At 70.5% G+C, this 24060-nt stretch carries 15 protein-coding genes; 4 read left to right on the top strand and 11 right to left on the bottom strand.

What is annotated here, in order from left to right:
* Positions 1-25 precede the first annotated feature (25 nt).
* Both VFV19_06750 and VFV19_06745 read right to left on the bottom strand, forming a co-directional pair.
* A complete protein-coding gene (locus tag VFV19_06750; protein HEX4823993.1) occupies positions 26-4135 on the bottom strand; it encodes an FG-GAP-like repeat-containing protein in 4110 nt (1369 codons plus the stop codon).
* An 82-nt stretch (positions 4136-4217) separates the two neighbouring features.
* Positions 4218-7184, bottom strand: coding sequence for a CHAT domain-containing tetratricopeptide repeat protein (locus tag VFV19_06745; GenBank protein HEX4823992.1), 2967 nt, complete (start codon positions 7182-7184; stop codon positions 4218-4220).
* A gap of 116 nt (positions 7185-7300) precedes the next feature.
* Between VFV19_06745 and VFV19_06740 the strand changes: the two genes are divergently transcribed.
* The 3 genes from VFV19_06740 to VFV19_06730 are packed head-to-tail and all read left to right on the top strand — an operon-like array spanning position 7301 to position 12615.
* Positions 7301-7825, top strand: a complete 525-nt coding sequence (locus VFV19_06740) for an RNA polymerase sigma factor (protein HEX4823991.1) — start codon at positions 7301-7303, stop codon at positions 7823-7825.
* Positions 7822-8502: a hypothetical protein gene (locus VFV19_06735; GenBank protein HEX4823990.1), complete on the top strand. Its 681-nt coding sequence runs from the start codon at positions 7822-7824 to the stop codon at positions 8500-8502. Before VFV19_06740 ends, VFV19_06735 begins: the two co-directional genes overlap by 4 nt.
* Before the next feature lie 48 nt (positions 8503-8550).
* Positions 8551-12615 carry an FG-GAP-like repeat-containing protein gene (locus VFV19_06730; protein ID HEX4823989.1) on the top strand — a complete coding sequence of 1355 codons (4065 nt, stop codon included), beginning with the start codon at positions 8551-8553 and terminating at the stop codon, positions 12613-12615.
* A gap of 3 nt (positions 12616-12618) precedes the next feature.
* Here the strand turns inward: VFV19_06730 and VFV19_06725 are convergent, their stop codons facing one another.
* From VFV19_06725 to VFV19_06690, 8 genes are all read right to left on the bottom strand, one after another.
* Complete coding sequence (locus VFV19_06725; protein ID HEX4823988.1) at positions 12619-12744, bottom strand: hypothetical protein; 126 nt, start codon at positions 12742-12744, stop codon at positions 12619-12621.
* A 26-nt stretch (positions 12745-12770) separates the two neighbouring features.
* Entirely contained in the window at positions 12771-16766 is a 3996-nt protein-coding gene (locus VFV19_06720) for a thrombospondin type 3 repeat-containing protein (protein ID HEX4823987.1), read from the bottom strand.
* 83 nt (positions 16767-16849) lie between these two features.
* The gene (locus VFV19_06715) at positions 16850-18166 is read right to left on the bottom strand and encodes a hypothetical protein (protein ID HEX4823986.1); all 1317 of its coding nucleotides are present in this window, start codon (positions 18164-18166) and stop codon (positions 16850-16852) included.
* Positions 18163-18870, bottom strand: a complete 708-nt coding sequence (locus VFV19_06710; protein HEX4823985.1) for a hypothetical protein — start codon at positions 18868-18870, stop codon at positions 18163-18165. Before VFV19_06710 ends, VFV19_06715 begins: the two co-directional genes overlap by 4 nt.
* Before the next feature lie 7 nt (positions 18871-18877).
* Positions 18878-19951 carry a tRNA-dihydrouridine synthase family protein gene (locus tag VFV19_06705; protein HEX4823984.1) on the bottom strand — a complete coding sequence of 358 codons (1074 nt, stop codon included), beginning with the start codon at positions 19949-19951 and terminating at the stop codon, positions 18878-18880.
* A complete protein-coding gene (gene xseB, locus VFV19_06700; protein HEX4823983.1) occupies positions 19948-20223 on the bottom strand; it encodes an exodeoxyribonuclease VII small subunit in 276 nt (91 codons plus the stop codon). Before xseB ends, VFV19_06705 begins: the two co-directional genes overlap by 4 nt.
* Positions 20220-21899: an exodeoxyribonuclease VII large subunit gene (xseA, locus tag VFV19_06695; protein ID HEX4823982.1), complete on the bottom strand. Its 1680-nt coding sequence runs from the start codon at positions 21897-21899 to the stop codon at positions 20220-20222. Before xseA ends, xseB begins: the two co-directional genes overlap by 4 nt.
* Entirely contained in the window at positions 21896-23044 is a 1149-nt protein-coding gene (locus VFV19_06690; GenBank protein ID HEX4823981.1) for a cysteine desulfurase family protein, read from the bottom strand. Before VFV19_06690 ends, xseA begins: the two co-directional genes overlap by 4 nt.
* A gap of 44 nt (positions 23045-23088) precedes the next feature.
* Here VFV19_06690 and VFV19_06685 point away from each other — a divergent pair, with 44 nt between their 5' ends.
* Entirely contained in the window at positions 23089-23628 is a 540-nt protein-coding gene (locus tag VFV19_06685; protein ID HEX4823980.1) for an NUDIX hydrolase, read from the top strand.
* On the opposite strand, the gene VFV19_06680 is transcribed toward VFV19_06685, so the two are convergent.
* Positions 23612-24013 (bottom strand): hypothetical protein, encoded by a 402-nt coding sequence (locus tag VFV19_06680; protein HEX4823979.1) that lies wholly within the window; start codon positions 24011-24013, stop codon positions 23612-23614. The genes VFV19_06685 and VFV19_06680 overlap by 17 nt on opposite strands.
* Between the last annotated feature and the right edge of the window lie 47 nt (positions 24014-24060).

Here is a 24060-nt window from a genome sequence, read left to right as displayed (position 1 = left end):
TACCGGCGGCCCCGCACCCATCGAATCAGGGGCAGGCCACCCCCGACGCCGCGATCTCCCCGTCCCGGAAGCCGCTCTGCGACGGCGAGCCGTCGTCGTAGCTTCCGGCGGAGCAGCTCCCCAGCGTGCCGCGCACGAGGAAGTACCAGCCGTCGCCGGCGGGCGGCGCACCGGTCGTGTCGACGAGCAAGCCGCTCGCGTCGTTCGCGGTGCACTGGTCGAGCGACGTCGTGAAGTTCCCGGCGGAGCTGCGGAGCGACGAGAGCACGCCGCGCACGACGTCATAGCTCGTCGCGCCCGGGATCGAGAGCCACTGAAGGCGCGTGCCGCCGGCCACCGGCGCGAGCGCGAGCGACGTCGTGCCGGTCGGGGGCTCGTCGACGACGCCGTTGCAGTTGTTGTCGACGCCGTCGCACACCTCGGCGTGGCCGGGGTTGACGTCGGCGCGCGTGTCGTCGCAGTCGACGCCGGGGAGCGCGCACTTCGAGCCGGCGGCGCCGTAGCCGTCGCCGTCGAGGTCGAGACAGGGGTTCGTGCGCAGATCGGTCTCGGTCGCGTTGTTCCACGGGTGCGAGGCCCACGTCGACCACGGGAAGAACGGCGAGTTGGTCGCCACGCGCACGCGCCAGCGGTACGCGGTGCCGAAGTTGAGGCCGGTGACCAGCTCGTCGAGCGAGACCGAGCTTCCCGGGTTTCCGGTGGTGACGAAGCTCGCGCCGCCCTTGACGGCGGTGCCGCTCAGCGGAGACGAGAGCGGCTTGACCTCCCACTGAAGCCGGACGCGCGCGCGGCCGGCGGCGCTCATCCCCTTGGCGTGCACGCGGAACGAGACCGGCGAGCTCGAGAGCCCGTTCTGGTCGATCGGGGCCGAGTCGTCCGCCTGGAACTGCTGCGGCGAGCCGGCGAGACCGCGGAGGACGCGGCCATAGAGGTAGCCGGTCCCCGTGGCCGCGTTCTGGACGGCGCCTCCGGTCGAGCCGACCACGATCTCGGAGTCGCCGTCACCGTTGGTGTCGCCCGCGGTCCCGACCGCGATGCCGAAGTAATCGGTGGTCGATGTTCCCACCGCGGTCCAGATCGGAGTCGTCTGAGGGCCGGCGGGGCCGCCGAGGTAGGCGTAGGCCTTGCCGAACGGCTCCATGCCGTTGATCCCGCCGTGGAACTGCGGCGCGCCGATGACGACGTCGGAATAACCGTCGCCGTTGATGTCGCCGGCCGTGGCGACGGCGGAGCCGAAATTCGAGAGGTGCGCGAAGTCCTGCTCGCCGTCCACGTACCAATCGGGCGGAGGATTGTCGATGAACGTCGGTGCGCCGAGGAAGACGTAGGCACGACCCGCGTTGAGCGCCGGGTTCGAGAGATAAGGATCGCCGACGATGAGGTCGGAGTAGCCGTCGCCGTTGACGTCGCCCGCGGTGCCGACCGACGTGCCGAACCGGGCCCCGTGGACGGGGTCGCCGAATGCCTCCCAGCATGGAGAGAGGCTGGGGCCGCAGAAGGCGAACGCCCCTCCCGCCACACCCACGCCGGTCACCGAGTTGGGGAACTGCGGGTCGCCGACGACGATGTCGGAGTAGCCGTCGCCGTTGATGTCGCCGGCGGTCGAGACCGATTGTCCGAAGGCGGTGTTCGCCTGGAGGCCGAGCCGGATGTCGGGCCGCGCCGAGAGACCGTTCGCGGAGCCGTAGTAGACGAAAACCGCGCCGATCTGCGTTCCGAAGGCGGTGTAGTTCGGATCGCCGACGACGATGTCGGAGTAGCCGTCGCCGTTGATGTCACCCGCCGTCCCGACGGAGAACCCGAGACTGCTCGTCGGATCGGAGGCGACGAACGCGGGCGTCGCCCCGAGCCCCGTCGGCGAGCCGTAGTAGACGTAGATGGTGCCGCTGCCCGGAGCGCCCACGACGACGTCCGAGTAGCCGTCGCCGTTGACGTCGCCCGCGGAGGCGACCGAGTAGCCGAACTGGTCGTCGATCGCGGCGTTGCCGTCCGCCTCCCAGGCCGGCGTCGTCGAGAGGCCGCTCGGCGTGCCGAGATAGAGGCGGGCCTGCGGGAACAAGTGGAAGGGATCGCCGACGATGACGTCGGAGTAGCCGTCGCCGTTGACGTCGCCCGCGGTCGCGATCGACTGGCCGAACTCGCCGTTCGTGCGGCCGGAGACCGACCATCCGGCGGTGATCGACGGAGCATCGGGTGCGCCCATGAACACGAAGGCGCGTCCTTCATACGATTCGCCGTCGTTCGCCATCGGGGCGCCGATGATGACGTCGGAGTAGCCGTCGCCGTTGACGTCGCCCGCGGTCGCGACCGACCAGCCGAACTGCGCGCCCGCGTCCGGGATCTGCGTCGCCCACGCCGCGACCGTCGAGACTCCGGACGCGGAGCCGAGATAGACGTACGCGCGTCCCTGGTCGGTGAAGCCGGTGCCGTCGTAGAGGTAGGCGCCGACGATGACATCCGCGTAGCCGTCGCCGTTCACGTCGCCGGCCGCCGCGACGGAGATGCCGAATCCTTCGTTCACCGAGAAGCCCGTGTAGAGGATCGGCCCGGGGGTGGGAACGCCGGTCGCGTTGCCGTAGTAGATGTACGCGCGCCCCGCGTCGACCTGGAATTGATCGTAGGTGTACGCGCCGACGATGAGGTCGGCGTAGCCGTCGCCGTTGACATCGCCCGCGGTCGCGGCCGAGCGGCCGAAGTTGGCGCCCGCCTGATCGCTCTCCGCCGTCCAGATCGGGTTCGCCGCGAGACCGGACGCCGAGCCGAGGTAGAGGAAGACGCGCCCCTCGTCCGTCTGGCCGTTGTCGTAGAGGCGCGCCCCGATGATGACGTCGTCGTAGCCGTCGCCGTTGACGTCGCCCGCCGTGCCGACCGAGACGCCGAACGCCGCGCCCGCCTGGTTCGACTCCGCGGTCCAGCTCGGCGTCGCCGGAAGGCCCGCGGGCGAGCCGTAGTAGACGAAGACTTTCCCCTCGTCGGTCTGGCCGCTGTCGTAGGTGGTCGCGCCGATGATGACGTCCGAGTAGCCGTCGCCGTTGACGTCGCCCGCGGTCGCCACCGAGCGGCCGAAGTTCGCGCTCGCCTGGTCGCTCTCCGCCGTCCACGCCGGCGTCGCGGAGAGCCCGGTCGGCGAGCCGAGGTAGAGGTAGACCCGGCCCTGGTCGGTCAGTCCGTCGTCGTAGCCGTAAGCCGAGACGAGCACGTCGTCGTACCCGTCGCCATTGACGTCGCCGGCCGGCGCGACCGAGGCGCCGAAGAACGCGCTCGCCTGGTTGCTCTCGGCCGTCCACGCGGGCGTCGTCGAGAGGCCCGACGGACCACCGAGATAGACGTACGCGCGACCTTCGTCGACCTGGCCGTTGTCGTACTTGTCGGCGCCGACGATGACGTCCGAGAAGCCGTCGCCGTTGACGTCGCCCGCCGTCGCGACGGAGGTGCCGAAGTCCGCGTTGGCCTGGTTCGACTCGGCGCTCCATCCGATCGTCATCACGAGTGGATCGACGGTGATCGGATAAGCGGCGTCCTTGTCCTCGAAGACGATGCGGATGCCGCGCGTGCCGGCCTTCGCGAACCCTTCCATGTGCGACGGCAGCGTGCGCCCGCGCGCATCGACGACCGACAGCTCGGCGTAGCGGAGGACGTTCCGCCCATCCTTCGTGTGGAAGTCGATCGCCTGCCCGTCCGCGCTGACGCGCGGCTCGAGCGTCCCGGTGAGCGCCAAGTCGAGCGCGGCCGTCACCGGCCGCTCGAGGACGCTGAACTCGTGCTTCAGCCCGCGCGCCTCGTTCACGTACCACTCACGAACGCCGCCCCAGTCGCGGTCGAGGCGGTTCTCCTGCGCGGAGGTGCGAACCGTCGCTGCCGTCCCCATGAACGCGAGACCCCACTCCCACTCGGGACTCTGCGAAAGCCGCGGCGCGAGATGGACGCCTCGCTCGGTGAACGACACCCGGAAGCCCTGCGCCCGGTTCGGCGCCTGCCAGGTCCCGTCCTTCAGGCTGAGCTCCATTTCCCGCGCGGAGAGGTCCGCCGCGATCTGGGATTGCCAACCCGCATCCTGAGCGGCGGCGATGCCGGCCCAGAGCGCCGTCACGGCCAAAATCGGGATGATTCGATGGAAGGCGCGGCCTGTCTTCATGGTCCCTCTCCTCGCGGTGCGCGCAGCGATGGGCTGCGTTCACCGGGTACTAAGGAGAGGGGCGGGCTCCGTTACAGGGCGATCAGCTTCCCGCCGCCACGAACGCTCCCCAGTGGATCGGGCCCGTGTCGAGGCCGCGCTTGCGGCGGTCCTTCAGGATCTCGAGCGACGCGTCGCGGGCGGCGCCGGCGGCGGGCTCGCCGTTCTTGAAGCGGGCGCGGTAGGCCGCGGTCATGAAGCGGCGGGCGTCGCGGTCGTCGACCGGCCAGAGCGTGAGGACGAGGGTCTTGGCGCCGGCGATCGCGAAGGCACGTCGCAAGCCGAGCACCCCCTCGCCGTCGGCGACGGTGCCGCCGCCCGAGTCGCACGACGACAGCGCCGCGAAGCGCACGCGCGAGAGGTCGATCGATGCGATCTCCTCCGCCGTGAGAACGCCGTCGGCGAGCGCGAGCCCCGCGATCTCGAGGGCCGAACGCCCCCGGGACGGGCAGCGGGCGCCGAGGACGATCCCGTGCGTGGCGAGGTGGAGGACGCCGGCCTGCGGCGCGAGCGTCCGGAACGCCGCGGCCGTCGCCTGCGCGCCGGTGAGGACGCGCGACGTGCCGCCGAAGATCGCACCGATCTCTTCGGCCTCGCGCGCGGCGTTCGGAAGCGGCGGAAGGGGGAGCGATGCGGGACCGCATCCTTCGGAACCCGCAGCAGGCGCGGGCATCTCCGGGCCTCCCATCGCGAGGACCCCACCGGCGGGGGGGCTCGCGCCGCCGAGGAGATCGCGCTCCGCGGTCACGTACTGGAAGAGGATCCCGCTCTCCACGAGGTAGCCGTCGCCGTCGGGAAGCGCGCCGAGCGGCGCCAGATGAACGGCGCCGTCGGGGACGATGACCACCGACTTCGTCTTGCCGAGCGAGGGGGCGACCGGATCCCAGAGGGCGCCGCGAAGATCGGCGCCGAGGCGACGAGATTCCTTCTCTCCCGCGCGCGCCGTCTCGACGTCGGCGGCGGCCCCTCCGACCGCCGCGCGCCAGCGCGCGATGCGCCCGTCGATCGCGCCCGCATCGCCGAGCGGACGGAGCGCGACCGTTCCTCCCTCGAGCACGAAGGCGGCGTAGCAGGGCTTCGGTGCGGTCTCGGTCCCGGCGTCGTAGGTGGCGTACGCGACGAGCGCCGTCCCGCCGGTGAGAGGGCGGCGCACGTCCTCGAGCGAGGGCTCCCGCGCCTGGACCTCCCGCCGGAAGTCGGCGCTCGCCTCCGCGAGCGCGCGCTCCGCCGCCTCGACCTCGCTCCGCGCGGCGTCGAACGCCGCGCGCGGGTCTCCTTTCTTGCCGGCGCCTTCGGTGACGAGGCGGCCCCAGGCCGAGACCGCCGCGACGAGCCTCGCCTCGGCGGCGCGTGTCGCCGGGTCGCCGCTCTTCCTGACGGCCCTCGCGCGGCGCGCCATCTCGTCGAGGACGAGAGCGCGCGAGCGAAGCGCGCACTCCCAGACGCGGCGCAGCCGCTCCTGCGAGACGCGCGCGCCGGGCGCGGCCGCGGTCGCGATCGCGACGTCGAGCCCGCGCGCGCGCTTCGCCGCGTAGGCGAGCGAGGTCGACTCCGGGAGGAAGCGCGCGATGCGCCGCACGTCGGCGCGCGAGACCGCCTCGGCCGCGATGGCCGCGTCGATCGCCTCGTCGGTCTTTCCGAGCGCGGCGAGAACGCGGGCGCGAAGCACCTCGGCGCGCGCCGTGTCCGGGTGCGAGGGTCCCAGCTTCGCCTCGCGGATCGCGAGGGCGCGCTCGATCAGCGGCAGCGCGTCTGCGGCGTGCCCCGATTCGTAGTCGACGCGCGCGAGGTTCGAGAGCGACACGGCCAGGTCGGGATGATCCGGGCCGAGCTTCCTCTCGCGGATCGCCATCGATTGCTCGAGCATCGGGACCGCCTCGGCCGTTCTTCCCGTCTCGTGCAGCGCCATCGCGAGGTTTTGCAGGCTGAGGGCCGTGGACGGGTGCTCATCGCCCAGCTTGTCCCGCCGGATCGCGAGCGCGCGCTCGTAGAGCGGCACCGCGTCCTTCGTTCTACCGATCTTCTTCATCTCGAAGGCGACGTTGTTGAGGAGGGAGGCGATGCGCGCCGAGCCGGGCGACGATTTCTCCTGGATCGCGAGGGCGCGCTCGTAGTACGCGTGCGCGGTCTCCGGGTCGCCCAGCTCGTCGATCAAGCCGCCGAGATTCCCGAGCGCAGCGACGGACTCGGGCTGGTCCTTGCCGTGCAGGCGCTCGCGGATCGCGAGCGAGCGCTCGTAATCGTCGCGGGCGAGGCGCAGCTCGCCGAGGTCCTCGTCGACCTCACCGAGATAGTTCAGGCTCATCGCGGTGCGCATGTCGTCCTCGCCGTACCGCCGCTCGATCACCGCGAGCCCGTCCGCGATCATCGGCCTCGCCGCGGTCAGGTCGCCGCTCAGGTAGCGGGCGAGGCCGCCGGTCGCGACCGCGACGCCGTAGCGTCCGTCGGCGGCGCCCCACGCGGCGCGGGCCGCGGCTGCGGCGTCGTCGCACAGCGGGATCATCTCGGCGTAAGCGCCGCGGCCGAGCGCGAGCGTCGCGCGGCCGAGCCTACCCCGCACCTTCCGCCAGGGATCGCCGCCTTCCTCGACGGAGTTCCAGTAGGCGAGGTCGCGCGCGGCCGCGGCATCCGCCTCGGGAGCGGGCGGCGGCGACCCGGCTCGAACGGAGATCGTGACCTCGCCGCGCGCCTCTTCCGTCTCGTCCGCCGGCCGGACCTCGATGCGGTACCGGGCGCCGGCGGCGGCCTCGATCCCGGCCACCGCATCGGTGCCGCCGAGACCGTTGTCGTCCTCCGCGACCGGCTTGGCTCCGTCGGCGTCGAAGATCGCGACCTTGACGTCGAGGTCGAGCGAACGTGCCTCGACGGTGATCGGCCCGGCATCCAGGGCGGTGAGGACGACCGTCGCGACCGACGACGGTTCGCTCGTCAGCGTCAACCGCGCCGGACGGCCGGGAGCGACCTCCGGCGAGGCGGCGAGCGCCGACCACAAGAGAAGGGACGCGGTCATCGAGTTTCCCCCACCGCTCGTGAATTGTACGGCGGAGAGGAATTCGGAGGCGTCGCCCGTTTCTTCCTTCCGGCGGCCGGCTTGACCGTACTCGGCCGCTGGCCGATCCTGGCGGCATGCACGGGGGATCGGTGAACGTCGATCCGGGGATCGACGCCGAGCGGTTACGCTCGCAGCTCGAGCGCGCGGTTGCCCGGATCTGTCCGCGCTGGCTTCGGGGGGAGAGGGACGACCTCGTGCAAAGCTCGCTCGTGCGCATCCTCGAGCAGGTCCGGGGCGGAGGCGTGTCGTTCAACGCGACCTATCTCTGGCGCACGGCGTACGCCGTCGTCCTGGACGAGGTGCGCCGCGCCCGGCGCAAGTACGAGCGCCCGCTCGACGACGAGGGCGTGGGTGAGGCGGAAGCACCTGCCGCCGATCCGGAGCGCCGCGCGCTCGACGGCGAGCTGGTGCGCGCGATCCAGGCCTGCCTGCGAGGCCTCACGGCCGACCGGCGCCGCGCGGTCCAGCTCCGTCTCGCGGGGCTTCGCTACGCGGAAGCGGCCGAGCTGCTCGGCGCGGACGCGAAGCGCACGGCAAACCTCGTCTTCCGCGGCTTCGAGGACCTTCGTCACTGCCTCCGGGAGAAGGGAGCGGCGTGATCGACGACGCGAAGCTCGCCGACGCCTGGTCCTCCGGCCCCAAGGGCGCCGGCTGTCCGGACGATGACCGATACCTCGCAATGGCGCAGGGCCTCTTGGCCCCGCACGAGATCGAGCGACTTCTCGATCACACCGCATCGTGCCCGGCTTGCGCGCTCGCGTTGCGCACCGCCGCGGCGATTCATGAGGCGTCGGGCGAACCGCTCGCGGAGCGACGCGCGTCCCTGTGGAGCCGCCTCACCGTGACCCTTCTGCGGCCGGAGGCGGCGCTCGCGTACCTGGTGCTCCTCGCGCTGATGATCCCGGCGTACCGCTTCGTCCGGCCGTCTCCGGCGCCCGTGGCCGAAGCGCGGATCGTCGGTCTCGAGTCCGAGCCGGTGACCCGCGGTGGAGAGCCGCCTGCGCCGCTCGCGCTCTCCGCCGGCGGGCCTCTCGTCTTGCGGCTCTTCGTGGACCGGGACGATGTGAGGCCGGAGGTACCGCTCGAGCTGACGCTCGGCAACTCGCACACGACGATCCCTGCCGCGACGCTCGACGCGGACGGCGCCCTCGCCGTGACGCTCGATCCCAAGAGTTTTCCCCGTGGCGAGGCTCTGAGGCTCGAGGTTCGTTCGGGGACTTCCGTCGTCTTCGCGCGCTCGATCGTCCTCGAGGGAGATTCTTCGCCCGGCAGGTGAGGAGTTCTCTCCGCCGTCCCGTTCCTCTGCCGCATGGGGGATCACGTCATGCGCAGGAACGGCATCCTCGGCACGATCGCGGCATCGCTCCTCTCTTTCTCGCTCGTCTCGGCGGCCGCCGGCGTCGACGAGGCCTGGCTCGCCCGGGTGAAGGACAACCTCGAGCGGATGGAGTACGAGTTCCATGCGCTCCCGAGCGGCACGATCTCGGCGCCGAACCGGGCGCAGGGGTTCCGCGTCGGGACGACGGCGGCCGGCATCGTGGTCACGCCGCGCGAGGGCGGCGAGGGGTGGCGGCTCGGCCTCGAGGCCGCGCGATGGGGCCGCTCCGGGTCGGAGACCGCGCTCGCCTCCGGAGTTTTCACCCGCACCGGTGCCGCGATCTCGTTCTCACGTGACGCGCTCGTGGAGCGCTACGTGAACGATGCCGCCGGCCTGGAGCAGGTACTCGAGATTCCGGCGCGCATGCCGGGGTCGGCACCGCTCGTCGTCTCGCTGAAGCTCACCGGCGATCTCCTCGGCAGGGCCGACGCCACGGGGAGCGCGATTCTCTTCGCCGATCCCGCCGGGAAGCCGCTCCTCAAGCTCGGCGAGCTCCACGTCATCGACGCCGGCGGGCGTGAGCTTCCCGCGCGGTTCCGGCTCGCGCCGGAGTCGCTCTCGATCGAGATCGACGATCGCGACGCCGCGTACCCGATCACGGTCGATCCGCTCCTCACGAGCGCGACGTGGTCCGTCGAGTCGAACCAGGTGAGCGCGTTCTTCGGATCGTCGGTCGCCACGGCCGGCGACGTGAACGGCGACGGCTACTCCGACGTCATCGTCGGCGCGCCGCAGTACGACAACGGCCAGGTCGACGAGGGCCGGGTGTTCCTCTACTTCGGCTCGCCGTCCGGCCTCCCGCTCACCGCCACGCGAACGTTCGAATCGAATCAGGCCGACGCGCGCTTCGGCTCGTCAGTGTCGACGGCCGGCGACCTCAACGCCGACGGCTACGACGATTTCGCGGTCGGCGCCGAGCGCTGGGACGGGACGCAGGTCGACGAGGGCGCCGTCTTCGTCTACACCGGATCGATCAGCTCGGTCGGGATCGTGCTCGCGAAGACGCTGACGGCAGGGAATGCCGGCGCGCGCTTCGGCACCTCGATCGCCTACGGCGGCGACGTCGACGGCGACGGCAACGACGACCTCGTCGTCGGCGCGCCCTACTACACGAACGGCCAGAGCCACGAAGGGGCGGTTTACGTCTTTCTCGGCGACGCGTCGACCGTCATCGCGGCCGGCACGCCGTTCCACGTCGAATCGAACCAGGTCGACGCGAACCTCGGCATTCACGTCGCGGGAGGTGTCGACGTCAATGCCGACGGCTTCGACGACGTATTCGCCGGCGCGTGGCAGTGGGACACCGCGACCCTCGTCGACGCGGGGCGCGTGCTCGGCTTCTACGGCTCGGCCTCCGGCCTCTCGACGACGCCGAGCTGGACCGAGGACGGATCGGGCGGGCTCTTCGGCTGCTCGGTCGCCGGCGTCGGCGACACGAACGGCGACGGCTTTGCTGACATCGCGATCGGCGCCTCGTCATTCACCTCGTCGTTCTCGGGCGAGGGCCGCGTGTACATCTACCGCGGATCGTCGACCGGCCTCGGCTCGGCGGCGGCGCAGACACTGAACGGCGGATCGGTGAGCGCGGGCCTCGGCTCGTCGGTCGCGCCGGCGGGCGACGTCAACGGCGACGGCTTCGCCGACGTCGCGGCGAGCGCGCCCGGATTCACCTCGGGAGGGCTCGCGAACGCGGGGCAGATCCGCGTCTTCCAGGGGTCGCCGAGCGGGATCGGCACGACGCCGAGCTGGACGTTCACCGGCGATCAGGCGAACGACGCGCTCGGCGCGGTCTTCGCCGCGGGCGACGTCAACGGCGATGGTTACGGCGATCTCATCGTCGGCGCCGCAAGCTACGATCACGGCCAGACCGACGAGGGCCGCGCCTGGCTCTTCCTCGGCTCGGGCGACGGACCGTCGACCACGTCGCTCGCGGCGCTCCACGGCGCCGACACGACGCAGACCGAGAACTTCGGCTGGAGCGTCGCCTCGGCGGGGGACGTCAACGCCGACGGGTTCACCGACATCATCGTCGGCGATCCGCAGTACGGCGGTGCCGATCTCGGCGCGGCGTTCATCTTCCTCGGGACCGCGACCGGTCCGTCGACCGTTCCGGCGACGACGCTCGACGGCTTCCAGTTCCACGGCGGCTTCGGCGATTCCGTGGCCGGGGCGGGCGACGTCAACGGCGACGGCTACGACGACGTCATCGTCGGCGAGCCGCACTTCAACGTTCAGAGCGGCGGCGAGGAAGGGAAGTTCTACGTCTATCACGGCGGTGTCGGCGGCGTGAGCACGACACCGGCGTTCTCGCGGACCGAGAGCATCGTGAACCAGAACCTGGGTTCGGAGGTCGCGGGCGTCGGCGACGTCAACGGCGACGGCTTCGCCGACATCGGCGTCTCGGGCGGCGTCAACGACGGGACGAGGATCTACTACGGCTCCGCGACCGGGGTCCATCAGACGCCGGTCGAGTTCCTCGACGGTGAGAACGTCGAGGCCGCCGGCGACGTCAACGGAGACGGCCTGTCGGACGTCCTGACCAACGACTACACCGGGCTCGGCGCGCAATCGTCGCGCGTCTACTACGGCGGCGCACCGCGCATGGACCAGAACGACGACTGGACCGAATTCGGAGATTTCTCCTCATCGGTTCACGCCGCCGGCGACGTCGACGGCGACGGCTACGACGACGTCGTGTACCACCACTCCGACGCCTCGGGAACCACCGACGCGCTCTACCTCGGCGGACCCGCCGGGCTGTCGATGACGACCCCCGACCAGGCGCTGACGTTCTCGGTCGTCAACGCGCGCCTCGCCGGCGACGTCAACGGCGACGGCTTCTCCGACATTCTCACCGTCGGTCAATTCAGCGCGATCGAGATCCACTTCGGCTCCGCGACCGGACTCGGCAACACCGCCGGCTGGAGCGTCACCGGTGCCGCGAACACGAAGTTCGGCCAATCCTTCGCGATGGCCGGCGACGTCAACGGCGACGGCTTCTCCGACGTCGTCATCGGCGCGCCCGACGGCACGTCCGGCGGCAGCGCGTTCGTCTACCTCGGCGGCGGCGGCGATGGCCTCGACTTCATCCCGCGCAACTACAACGGCGCCGGCACCGGCCCCGTCGCGTTCCTCGGATCGAGCGGCTCGTCGGACCGCTTCCGCATCCTCGCGCGCGGCCGCAACGCGCGCGGGCGCGCGATGATCTCGATGGACCACGAGGTCGCGCCGCTCGGAACGCCGATCGCTACCGGGACGTACGTCCACGGCAACGCCTTCGACACCGGCACGACCGACGGCTCCGGCGCCGACGTCAATTTCAACCGGCTCGTCTCCGGTCTCGATCCGCTCACCGCTTACAAGTGGCGCATGCGCTTCTCGACGACCGATCCGATCTTCCCGCGAACGCGGTGGATCTCGCTTCCGGGGAACGGCCCGGAGGGAATCGACATCAGGACGTCGTGCCAGCTCGTCACCTACTACCGCGACGCCGACGGCGACGGCTACGGCAACTCGAGCGTGTTTCTGGCGGCCTGCTCGCAGCCCAACGGTTACGTGGCGGCGAGCGGCGACTGCAACGACTCCGACCCGACGATGTTCCCCGGCAACCCCGAGGTGTGCGACGGGAAGGACAACAACTGCAACGGCGCGATCGACGACGGCTTCATCGCACCCGCGGGCCGGCCTTCGGTGAGCGCGTCGAAGAGCGGCGCCACCGAGACGTTCACCTGGGCGGCGGTCGCGGGTGCCGATCGCTACGACACGGTGCGGGGCCTTCTGTCGACGCTACGCAGCTCGGCGGGTGACTTCTCGACGCTGGACCAGTGCGTCGCGAACGACTCGCTCACGCCGACGTCCAGTGACGCCGCTACTCCGGCGCTGGGTGACGGCTTCTGGTACCTCGTCCGCGGCGTCGACTGCACGGCACCGGGAACCTACGACGAGGGACTGGCGAGCCAGCAAGGCGCGCGGGACGCGGAGATCGCGGCGTCGCCGTCGGCGTGTCCATGAGTCTCAGTAAGCGTTCTGCTCACCCGCAGCGGCTTTCTTCAAGTCGGGATCGCGCGCATTGACGGTGAGATGGCCGCGAATCCGAGCGGCCATTCCCTTGACCTTGTCGGGGTTCGTGAAGTCCAGCATCGTCAGCTCGCGCCGGCTCTACGCCCTCAATGCGTTGGCACCGACCGTCCGAACATCGCCGAGAGCATGGCCAGATCGATCCCGTCGACGATGCCGTCGCGATTGAAGTCCACGCCGCGGTCGAAGCGCGCGTCGGTGGACATTGCGCCGAAAGCGCGGCCGAGGCGCGCTAGATCGAGCCCGTCCACGCGCCCTGACCCGTCGGCATCGACGAGTGGGATGCCAAGCTCGCACGCATCGCCGATTCCGTCGCCGTCGTAGTCGTTCTGGTTCGCATTCGCGATGTTCGGACAGTTGTCGCAGAGGTCGCCGATGCCGTCGCCGTCACCGTCCCTTTGATCTGCGTTGGCGATCGTGGGGCAGTTGTCGCAGGCGTCGCCGATACCATCGGCGTCGCCGTCGGTCTGGGCTGGGTTGAACGCCGTGGGGCAGTTGTCGCAGGCGTCGCCGATCAAATCCTCGTCGGTGTCGCGGGCGATGGCCTCGGGTACCGTGGGGCAACGATCGCAACTGTCGGGCTGGCCGTCGCCGTCGGTATCGAGCGGAACGTCGTCGGCGCCGTTCAGGCGTCCGTCGAAATCCGGATCGTAAGAGAAGATGCAGAGCTCCTGGAGGCTTTGTACGAGCCAGCCCGTGTCGCCGGGGAGCGTCAGGAGGCGGTTGATCGGCATCCAAGCCTGGATGTTCGGACAGCCGAGTGGGATGGTCCGAAGGAGCGTCCAAGAACTCGTGTCCCACACCTCGACGCTGCCGCCGTCGCTCTGCCGCCCGACGTAGACCACATCGCCGCTCGGTGACGGGCTGGACGGCCCCGGCGAGACGCGCGATCCCTCCTCGAGCAGCGTCCCGGCGCGGTAGACGACGCCGTCGCTCGAGATGATCCGCTTCCCGTCGGGGAGGACCGAGCCGATCGCCTCGGTGAATAGATTGTGTGCGACGAGCGGTGTGCCCGGGCGACTCGTGTCGAACTTGAACATCGACGGTGTGTACTCATTGCTGGTGTAAAGGTACTTGTCGCCCGGAGCGACGAAAGGGTTTCCCCCGCCAAAGTAGATGTCGGGCGGCGTGACCCCGACGCTGGACTGTGTGTTGAGGTCGACGCGGTACATGAACGGGCGATCAGCCTTCGCAGTGACGAAGAACTGACCCGGGGCCTGCTCGACCAAGTAGTTCGGCCGACGTGACGGATCGTCGCCCCACAAGCCGAATTGCGATCGAGTCCCGGTGTCGAGATCGATCATCTCGAGCGCGCTGCCGTCGTACAACGTGCCGTAGAGATGGCGGCCGTCCAAGCCCACGACGAAGCTATAGAGGCGGCTGTCGACGGGGTAGGCGCCGACAACTGTGCCGCATTCGCCCGCGATCGAAGCGATCTCCGGCCGTTCCGTGTCTGGAAACGCCGCATAGATTCGGTGACGCGAGGCGTCGATCCCGATGTCCGTGGGATAGCGGGGGAGGTGGGACGCGATCACCGACGGGAAGGGCGTCGCGAACGCGCCGGTCGAGAACGAGAACGCCGGGCCGGTGACCGTTCCCGCGTCGTTCGTCGCCTCGACTTGCCACGTGTAGGTCGTGTTCGGTGCAAGCGAGGATCCGAGATCGCAGACGGTATGAGGGGTGCTTTGGCAGACGACGTCGGTCGCGATGCCATGGGCGCCGAGCTTCACCGTGTACGTCGTCGGACACGCTTCTGATCCGGTGCCCGACCATTGCAGCTTGAGCCTCGGCGAAACGTCCGTCGCGCCGTCCTGCGGGATCGGCTGACCAGGAACGGCCGGGGTGGTCGCGCAGGGGGATTGCTGCACGCGCCCGCAGACGAGATCGTCTCCGACGACGAGCCAGCCGCCGTCGGGGAGGACGAAGAGCTTGGTCATCTCCTGGAACGCGCACGGAACTGTGTAGGCGTCGAGGAAGGAGTAGCTGTTCGCGTCCCAAGAAGTCAGGGAATCCGGCTCCGTCGCCGACCAAATGACGTTCGGATCGGGGCCGAAGGCCTTGAGACCGTAGGCCGGATTGAGAATCCACGGTCCGTACGCCAGCCATCCCACGGGCCAAAGGCGATCGCTGTCGAGGACGACGCCGCCGTGAAGAAAGAGGCGCTTTCCGTCGGGGGACGGCGTGAACGAACCTGTCCAGTACCACGGATAGAGATAGTCGGTCTCGGTACGCACCATCGCGGCGTCTTCCGTCGTGAGGTCGCGCGCGTCGATCTCGTCGGGTGTGCAGGTCGGCTCCGAGATGAAGAGGCGGCGATTGTCGCTCGTCGCGGCGAGGATCGGACCGCAGAGATCGAGCCCGACACGCACGGGAGCCATGTTGACGTCGGGGCGCACGTAGGCCGTGAAGCTCATGTCGCCGAAGTCGATCCCATTGGCGGTCATGAACACCCGGCCGTCCGGCGACGCCGCGACGTCCCAAGATTGGAGAGAATTCATGGCCTCGCCGAATGGGATGCGACGCACATTACGGGTCGCAAGATCGATGATGCCGAGCTCGCCCGATCCTTGAAGCGCAACATAGAGGCGCTCACCGTCGGGTGACAGGTCGAGCCCGCGCGGGCTCGGGCCGATCGTGAATTGATCCGCGACCTGGAATGTGCGAGTCGAGATGGCTACGACCGCGTCGAGCGCGGGCAAGCTGACGTAGACGCGCTCGCGCGCGACGTCGAGCACCGCGTCGTGCGCCTTCGCCTCGAGCTCGACCTTCGCCACGTACGGCGGAGGAGTGGGCGGAGGCGCAGCGACGAACGACCAGATCGGGCCAGCCGTTCTACCCGTGGCGTTTGTGGCGACCACCTGCCAGTGGTACGTCGCGCCCGCGGTGAGCTGTCCCGGGTCGCAGGCGCGCTCGTGAAGGCCCGAGCAAACGGTCGTCGTGGGCGGGTCGTCGGTGCCCAGGCGGACGTCGAAGGTCTCGGGACACGATGAGTCGTTCCCCTGCCACCGCAGCGTGCCGCGAAGAGCGGGCTTCGCTCCGGCGTCCGCCGGGTCGGGTGACGCGGCAGGTTGCGGCGGCCCGCTGCATGCCGTCGTGGTGACGAACCCGCAGAGGTGATCGTCGCCGGCGACGACGCGATCGCTTCCCCCGTTCCACACGGCCAAGCGTTCGACGTATTGGAACGAACACGGAAGAGTCGTCGTGTCGATCGGGGCCAGCGTCTGAGCATTCCAGCGCGCCAGCGTCCCCGGCGCTGTCGCGATGTGAAGGATCGATCCGTCCGCGCTCAGCTCGTGGACGCCGGGAGGCGCGGAGGCGACCGTCTCGAGGACGGAGGTCGAGAGGACCTCGCCGTTCGCGAGGAAAATACGTGATCCGTCCGGCGAGGGTTCGAGCTGATAGAGGACGTCGACCGTTTCCCACGTCCGATGTCCGAACAGCCCCGGCGGTGTCGTGGTACTGAGGTCGATCTTCGTGAGGGTCTTCTCGCTCGCCGCGGGAATGTGGAGTGGGTACTCGTCTTGTCCGACATAGAGAAAACCACGATCGGGACTCAACGCCAGGAAGGGACGGATGTCGAAGATCTCCTGCGGATCCACCCTCTCGAACCATCCGCCTTCATCGACGTGGACGATCCCGACCCCCATCGACACGGGGCGGAGCTCCTGGCTGCCGGAGACGAGCACGTTTCCCTGGCTGCGTTCGAGCACGTCCCAGACCTGGAAGTCCCCCAGCCCTTCGGCGACAAGGATTTCGGTTTGTGTAAGCGTGTCCGGATCCAGAATCGCGATCTTGCCCGAACCGCCGAGAGCGACGTAGAGCCGCGACCGGTCTTGCGATAGATCGAGGCCGTAGGGCGACGGCCCAACGTGGACGCGTGCGACGACCGTCAGCGAGTGCGTCGAAACGAACAGAACGTCATCGGTCCACGGCTGACTGACGTAGATCAGCCCACGGCCCTCATCGACGACCGCGTCTCCGATCACCGACGCGAAGCCGAGATCGACCGGCGTCTGCGATGCGGCGGGCCGGACGCCCGCGAGCGAAAGGAGCGCGATCGCAGCGACGCGAAAACGAAATTTCAAGAGGCCCCCGGCGGTTGCCGAGAGTATACGGTGAGCGGACCGCTCTACCGGATGGTTTCGCTCCGGTGCGGCGGCCCGAAACGCTAGTAGAGCGCGCTCTGCACGCCGGCCGCCGCCTTCTTGAGGTCCGGATCGCGCGCATTGACGGTGAGATGGCCGCGAATCCGAGCGGCCATCCCCTTGACCTTGTCGGGGTTCGAGAAGTCGAGAGTCGTCAGCTCGCGGCGGAGCGCAGGCTCGGTGAAGTAGAACACGCCCATCGCGGCGCGACAGACGCGGCGCGGTGCGGTGAGAAGCCGCAGCGCCTGCATGCGCGCCTGGTCGGGGGAGGCCTTGAGGAGCGCGCGGAGCGCGAGCGCCTGCTCCTCCTGGAGCTGCTTGCCGTCGGGGCGCTTGCGGAGGAGAGCGATGAGGTCGTCGACGGCGCTCGGTGCGGCCATGTCGCCCAGCCATCTCAGCGCGGCGAGGCGATCGGTGTTGTCCTCGTAGTTCAGGACGTCGATCGCGAGCGCGGTGACGTAGTCCTTCGGCGCGCCGAGGGTGGCGAGGATGAAGTCGCTCGGCAGCCCCTTGGGCAGCCCCTCGACGTCGAGCTCCGCCATGCGCGCGAGCATGCGCCGCGATGCGGGGATGTCCTCGAGGTCGCCGGCGGTCGGGTGGACGCCGCGCGCCTGGCGCCAGACGATGTCGCGCGCGGCGTCGAGCGCCTTACGCTCGGCGTCATCGTGCGCGACACGCTCCGGATCGGCGGGATGATCGGGGTCGGGGTCCTTCGGGGAGACATCGCGCCGCTCGGTCTGGCTCGTCTGCTTCGCGTCGAGCGCGGGCTGGGTCAGCGTGCCGGGGCCGGGCTTCGTCTGCTCGTCGTACGGGATGACGGGCAAGCGCTCGGGCGGGCGCGGGTCGGGCGGCTTCGCGAGCGCGCCGACACGGCCGTCGCGATCGTTCAAGATCGCGCCGGCGTTCAGGTTCTCGATGAGGAGCGTCTTGCCGTCGACCTTGAGGTCGGCGGCGGCGCGCGAGGTCACCGCGGTCATGCCCGCTTTCACGAGGGATTGACAGAGATCGTCGAGCGGCTTGCCGGAGTACGTGCGCGTCGCGACCGAGAAGGCGGAGGCTTCGGGATCGAGCGGGTCCGAGAGGAACCAGTCGGCCTCGGCGGTCGGCATCCGCGGGATCGCCGCGCGGAGCGAGATGTCGGTGAGGCGCGCGCGATCGGAGCGGATCTCGAGGAGCACCGCGTCCCAGTCGTCGCCGGCCTGGAGCGAGCCCGCCGACGTCCAGACGGAGAGGTAAGCCGGGCACGAAGGCGCCGGCCTGTTGAACGGGTAATCCGGAGGAAGTGGCGGAACGGCCGGCGCGGCCGCGAGGAGAACGAGAGCGGCGGCGGGGACGATCACACGCCGTGCTTGAGCGACTTCACCATCGATTCGAACGCGCCGCGCTGCTCGACGACCGTGGCGTCGGGGCCCGTCAACTTGAAGAACCAGTTCGCGTCGGGACCGGGTGCAACCGCACCGAGGAGGCGATAGCCCGGCTGCGGCTTCGCGGGCTCGGTCCCCATCGTCATGCCGCCGCTGTACGTGCCGGCGACCTCGACGATCGTGACCTTCAAGCCGCCGACGTCCATTTGCGAGGTTTTCATGGCGCTGGTCGCGGGCTGGCCGTCGGGAAGGGTGAACTGTCCCGCCCAGCGCTGCGCGTTGGCCATCGGATCGCCGCCTTGCCCCGGCCCGAAGTAGAAGACGGCGCATTCGCCGTCGCCCGCTTTTCCGGGGACGCGGTACTGCGCGCGCCGCATCGTCGAGCTGGGCGTCACCGACACCCAGCCGGCGGGCGTGGTCCACGCGAGCGCGGTCTCGCCCGACCCCGCGCCTTCCGGAACCGGCGGGAGCGAGCTCGCCGAATTCGCGTTGATCGCGGGGTGCCCCGGCGGCAGCGGTGCGTTCGGATCGACGGCGCCGAGCGCCGGCTTCGAGTCGGCAGGTGGCTGCGCGTGCGCGGTCTGCGGCGCCGGAGGCGGATCCTTCGGCGTTCCCTGATCGGGACAACCGGAGAGGAGGAGCACCGAGGAGAGGGCGACGAGCACCGCGAAGGTCTTCATAGGCGGCCTATCCTAGCGCAGCGACCTTGACGGCGCGCGGCGCGTCGACCGCTTCCGGCGGCGGCGCGGTTTCTTCGCCGTCGACGAGCCAGCGCGCGAGCGCATCGACCCCAGCGGCATCGGCCCGGCACAGCCAAGCCTCGAGATCGCCGGCGGGCGCGTCGCCCCACGCGCGCGGATCGTCGGCGTTGACCGCGTCGCGCTCGGCGTGGCGCCGGTAGCGGCGGAAGAAATCCTGGTGGAAGACGAAGAAGCGGCGCGTGCGCGCGCGGCCCTTCTCGTCGTCGCGGAAGTAGCCGCGGCAGATCTCGACGTAGCGCTTGAGGACGGCGAGACGCGCTTCGACGTCGAGGTCGAGGTCGCGCCGCTCGGCGTACTCCCGGAAGATCCACGGCTTGGCGAGCGCCCAGCGGCCGACCATGACGCCCGCGCACCCCGTTTCTTCGATCCGCCGTTGCGCGTCGTGCCAGGTGAACACGTCACCGTTGCCGATCACCGGGACTTGCACCGTCTCGACGAGCGCCTTGACGTGGTCCCAGTCCGCGGCGCGGCGGTAACGCTGGGCGCGGCTGCGCGCGTGGAGCGTGATCGCGTCGGCACCGGCCTCCGTCGCCGCGCGCGCGACCTTCAGGTAGTCGGAGTCGCCCTCCGACCACCCGAGGCGCAGCTTGATCGTCACGGGGACGGTCACGGCCTTCTTCATCGCGGCGACGACCGCGGCGATCTTCGCGGGCTTCCTCAGGAGCGAAGCGCCGAAGCCGCGGCGCGTGACCTCGTCGATCGGGCAGCCGCAATTGACGTCGACGAAGTCGGCGCCCTGATCCTGGGCGACGCGCGCCGACTCGGCCATGACCTCGGGGATCTTACCCGCGAGCTGCGCGCCGAAGATCTTCTCCGAAGGGTGGCGGCGGAGCAGCGGAAGGTCGCCGCGCTCGCGCCCGATCGTCTTGTGAGCGTAGGCCATCTCGCCGAGGCAGATCTCGGCTCCCCACTCGTTCGCCAGCAGGCGGAACGGCAGGTCGGTGCCCCGCGTCATCGGGGCCATGATCAGCCGCCCGCGGAAGAGCTCGTCGGCGTTCAATAGCGGATGTCCTCGCTGGCCTTGCCCTCGTCGTCCGCCGTCTCGGCTTCCGCCTCGACGTCGCGCTCGAGCTGCTCGGTGATCGTCTTCACCTGAACCTCGGCGGCGTGGATCTTCTCGCGGCAGAGCGTGACGAGGCCGGCCGCCTCGGCGACGAGCCCCGACAGCTCGTCGATGTCGACCTTCCCTTCCTCGATCTTGCGGAGGATCTCCTCGAGGCGCGCGGCGGCCTCGCCGTAGGAGACGTCCTTGGCGCCCTTGCCCTTGCTCATGGCTCGCTCCCTTCCGAGACGACCGCGATGCGCCCGGCCCGCAACTCAGCGGTGAGACGCGTCCCCTTTGGCGCCGCCGCCGGATCGGTGATCACGCGCCCCGCCGTCGACCGTACGATCGCATAGCCGCGCTCGACGACGCGACGGGGGTCGACGAGGTGGACGCGGCGCGCGCGGGCGTCGGTGCGCTCGCCCTCGAGCGTCAGCGCGCGCGAGGCGCGCGGTCCGAGGCGCGCGGCGCCGTCGTCGACCCTCCGCCTCTCGCCTTCGAGGTCGCGACGCGCCCCTTGCCCGAGCTGACGCGCTCCGGCGAGGAGCCCGGCGCGCGCCGTCTCGATCCGGCGCGTCGGCGCGCGTCGCAGCGCGTCGCGCCGCCGGCGGACCTCGACCCGCTCGACGTCGAGGAACGCGCGGACCGCGCGGGCGAGGCGTGCAGCGGCGTCGCGCCGGTGGAGCTTCTCGGCATGGAGAGACGATCGCGCCTCCGCGAGGATCGCCTGCCCGGTCTCCTCGACGGCGCCCTGAGCGGCGCGCACCGCGTCGACGATCTGGAGCGCCGCGGCCGTCGGCGTCTTCGCGCGCCGCGCGACGTGGTCGAGGACCGAGACGTCTTGCTCGTGCCCGATGCCGACGACGATCGGGACGGGGAAGAGCGCCACCGCGCGCCCGAGGCGCTCGGTGTCGAACCACGCGAGGTCGGTGCGCGAGCCGCCGCCCCGGCAGACGAGAATCGCATCGAAGTGCGCCTGCCGGGCCCGGAACCAGTCGAGCGCGTTCAGGACCGAGGGTTCCGTCTGCCGTCCCTGCACGCGTGCGCCGTGGACGGTGACCTTGAACGCGAACCCGCTCTCGCGGAGCGTGCGGAGGACGTCGTGGTAAGCGTCGGAGCCGAGGCTCGTGACGAGCCCGATCGAGAGCGGGAGCGGCGTCATCGGCAAAGCGGCGTTCCGGCCGAGCAGGCCGTCGGCGGTGAGCTTGCGGACGATCTCCTCGCGCCGGCGCGCCGCTTCGCCCATCGTGTAGGCGACGTCCAGGTCCTCGATCTGGACGCGGTACGCGCCCCACGGCTCGTAGAGGTCGACGCGCACGCGAACGCGCACGGTCACCTCATCCTCGAGTCGGAACGGATCGCCGGCCGCCGCGAGCTTCTTCTCGATCTCGCGCCGAGCGCCCTCGAAGAGGATCGCGCCGACCTGCGCGTCTTGCTCGCCCTCGCCGTCGCGTTCGAGGAGGGAGAAGCCGACGTGGCGCTTGTGCTGCGAGCGGTTCCATCCGGCGATCTCGCCGACGAGCCAGAACGCCCCGGGGAAGGCGGCCTCGAGCGCCGTCTTCGCGGCGTGGTTCAGCCGGCCGACCGTCCAATCCTCGGAAGGGGCGGGCGCTTCCGCGGGCGGCGCATCGAAGAGGCCGCGCGGTGAGGGCGCGCTTCCGGCGCGGAGCGTCCGGACGCCGCCCGCCTCGGTGTAACGGCGGCGGACTTCCTCGTCGAAGGCGAACCCCTCCGGCTGCAGCAGCTCGACGAGCGCGACGACGTCGTCGTCGGGAACGGTCCAGAGCTTGTCCTCGGCCAACCACCGGCGGCGCGTCAGCGACTTGACGAGATCGACGAGGCGGCGGTCGAACGAGAAGCGGATGCGCAGCGACCGCTCGCCGTCGTGGAAGACCTCGCGGCTCACGTCGTCGATTCCGCGATGAGCGCTTTCACCGCCGCGACGAGGCGCTCCGCGACGGCGTCGATCTCGGCCTCCGTCGTCCCGCGGCCGGTCGTCAGGCGCAGGGTCGCGGTCGCGATCTCCGGGCGCACGCCCATCGCGAGGAGCACCTTCGAGGGCGTCGTCTTCCCGCTGTGGCACGCGGCGCCGGAGCCGGTCGCGACGCCGTCGAGCCGGCTCAGGAGCTCCTGCGCGTCGCAGCCGGGGAAGGCCGCGTAGAGCGTGTTCGGCAGTCGCGGCGCGCCGCCGCCGTGGACGACGAGCGACGGGAGGGCGGAGCGCAGGCGCGTCTCGAGCCGGTCGCGCATCGCCTGGAGGTGCGAGCGCCTGAGCTCGAGCTCCCGCCCGGCGAGAGCGCACGCCGTACCGAGCGCGGCGGAGAGGGCGACGTTCTCCGTGCCCGACCGCCGGTTCGCCTGGTGCCCGGCGCCGCGCACGAGCGGCTCGAACGGGGTGCCTCGCTTCAGGTAGAGCGCCCCGACGCCCTGGGGGGCGTAGAGCTTGTGCCCGGCGATCGTGAGCAGGTCGGCGTCGAGCTCGGCCACGTCGACCTTGATCTTGCCCATCGACTGCGCGGCGTCGGTGTGGACCGGGATCCCCGCCGCGTGAGCCGCGCGCGCGGCCGCGGCGACCGGCTGGATCACGCCGGTCTCGTTGTTGGCGTGCATCACCGAGACGAGCACGGTGTCCGGCCGGATCGCGACCTCGACGCTGCGCGGATCGATCTGGCCCTGCGGGTCGACCGGGACGCGAGAGACGGCCCAGCCGCGCCGCTCGAGCACCTGGCAGCACTGCTCGATCGAGGCGTGCTCGATCGCGGTGATGACGATGTGCCGCCCGCGCGAGGCGAGCGCCTCGGCGACCCCGTAGACCGCCGCGTTGTTCGACTCGGTGCCGCCGCTCGTGAAGACGATCTCGTCGGCCGACGCGCCGATCGTCGCGGCGACCTCGGAGCGTGCGCGCTCGACGACGTCGCGCGCGGCGGCGCCGAACGCGTGGGTCGAGAGGGCGTTGCCGTGGACGTCGCGAAAGACCGCGGTCATCGCGTCGAGCACCTCGGGCGCGAGCGGCGTCGAGGCGTTGTAATCGAGGTAGATCGGCTGCGGCATGGGGGCTCCGCCCAAAGCCGGTATTATCGCGCAGGAGGTCCCCGATGCCCGAATCCGAGGTCCTTTCGCGCGAAACGGTCTACTCCGGCCGGATCGTGACGCTCGCGGTCGAGCGCGTGCGCCTTCCGAACGACGAGACGGTCTCGCTCGAGATCGTCCACCACCGGGGCGCCGCGGCGGCGGTCCCGATCGACGCGGACGGCCGGGTCATCCTCGTTCGCCAGTACCGTCACGCGACCGCGTCGTGGCTTCTCGAAGTTCCGGCGGGCAAGCTCGACCACCCGGGCGAATCGCCCGAGGCGTGCGCGCGCCGCGAGGTCGAGGAGGAGGCGGGATTCCGCGCCGGGGAGATGGTGCCGCTCGGCTGGATCTGGGTCACGCCGGGCTACAGCGACGAGAAGATCTGGCTCTACCTGGCGCGCGACCTCACGCCCGTGCCGGCCTCGCTCGAGCCCGACGAGGTCCTCACCGTCGAGCCGCTGCCGCTCGCCGAGGCGGTGCGCCAGGCGACGAGCGGCGCGATCGTCGACGCGAAATCGGTCTGCGCGATCCTGCGAGCGGCATCGATCAATTCGACCCGATGAGAGCCGCCGTCGGCGCCGACGCCTGCGCGACCGCCGGCTCCTGGAAGCGGAACGTCGTGCCGGTCGAGCGGAAGCCGGTCATGACGAGCCTGCCCTCGTCGTCGCGCGTGAACAGCGCTTCCGTCCGCGACGCCCGGTCCGTCGACGCGTCGCGGCGCGCCGACATCATCCCGATGCACTGGTCGTTCACGCGCACCTCGAGGAGCGCGGTCGTCGGGTTGTAATCGCGAAGCGGGCGCACCGAGATCGTGCCGCTCGCGTACTCGTGCGACCCGACGCGGAACGCCTGGGGCACCTCGAACTTCACCACCGGGTCTTCGGCGTGTCCAAGACTCACGGCGAACGTCACCGCCATCGCGAGCCGGAGAACGCCTGCGCTTCTCATGATCCCTCCCTCCTGGCGACGCGTTCACTCGCGCCACGCCTGGAGAG

The organism is Candidatus Polarisedimenticolaceae bacterium, assembly GCA_036275915.1.
Lineage (GTDB): Bacteria > Acidobacteriota > Polarisedimenticolia > Polarisedimenticolales > DASRJG01 > DASRJG01.
This window is presented reverse-complemented; position numbering and strand designations above follow the sequence as displayed.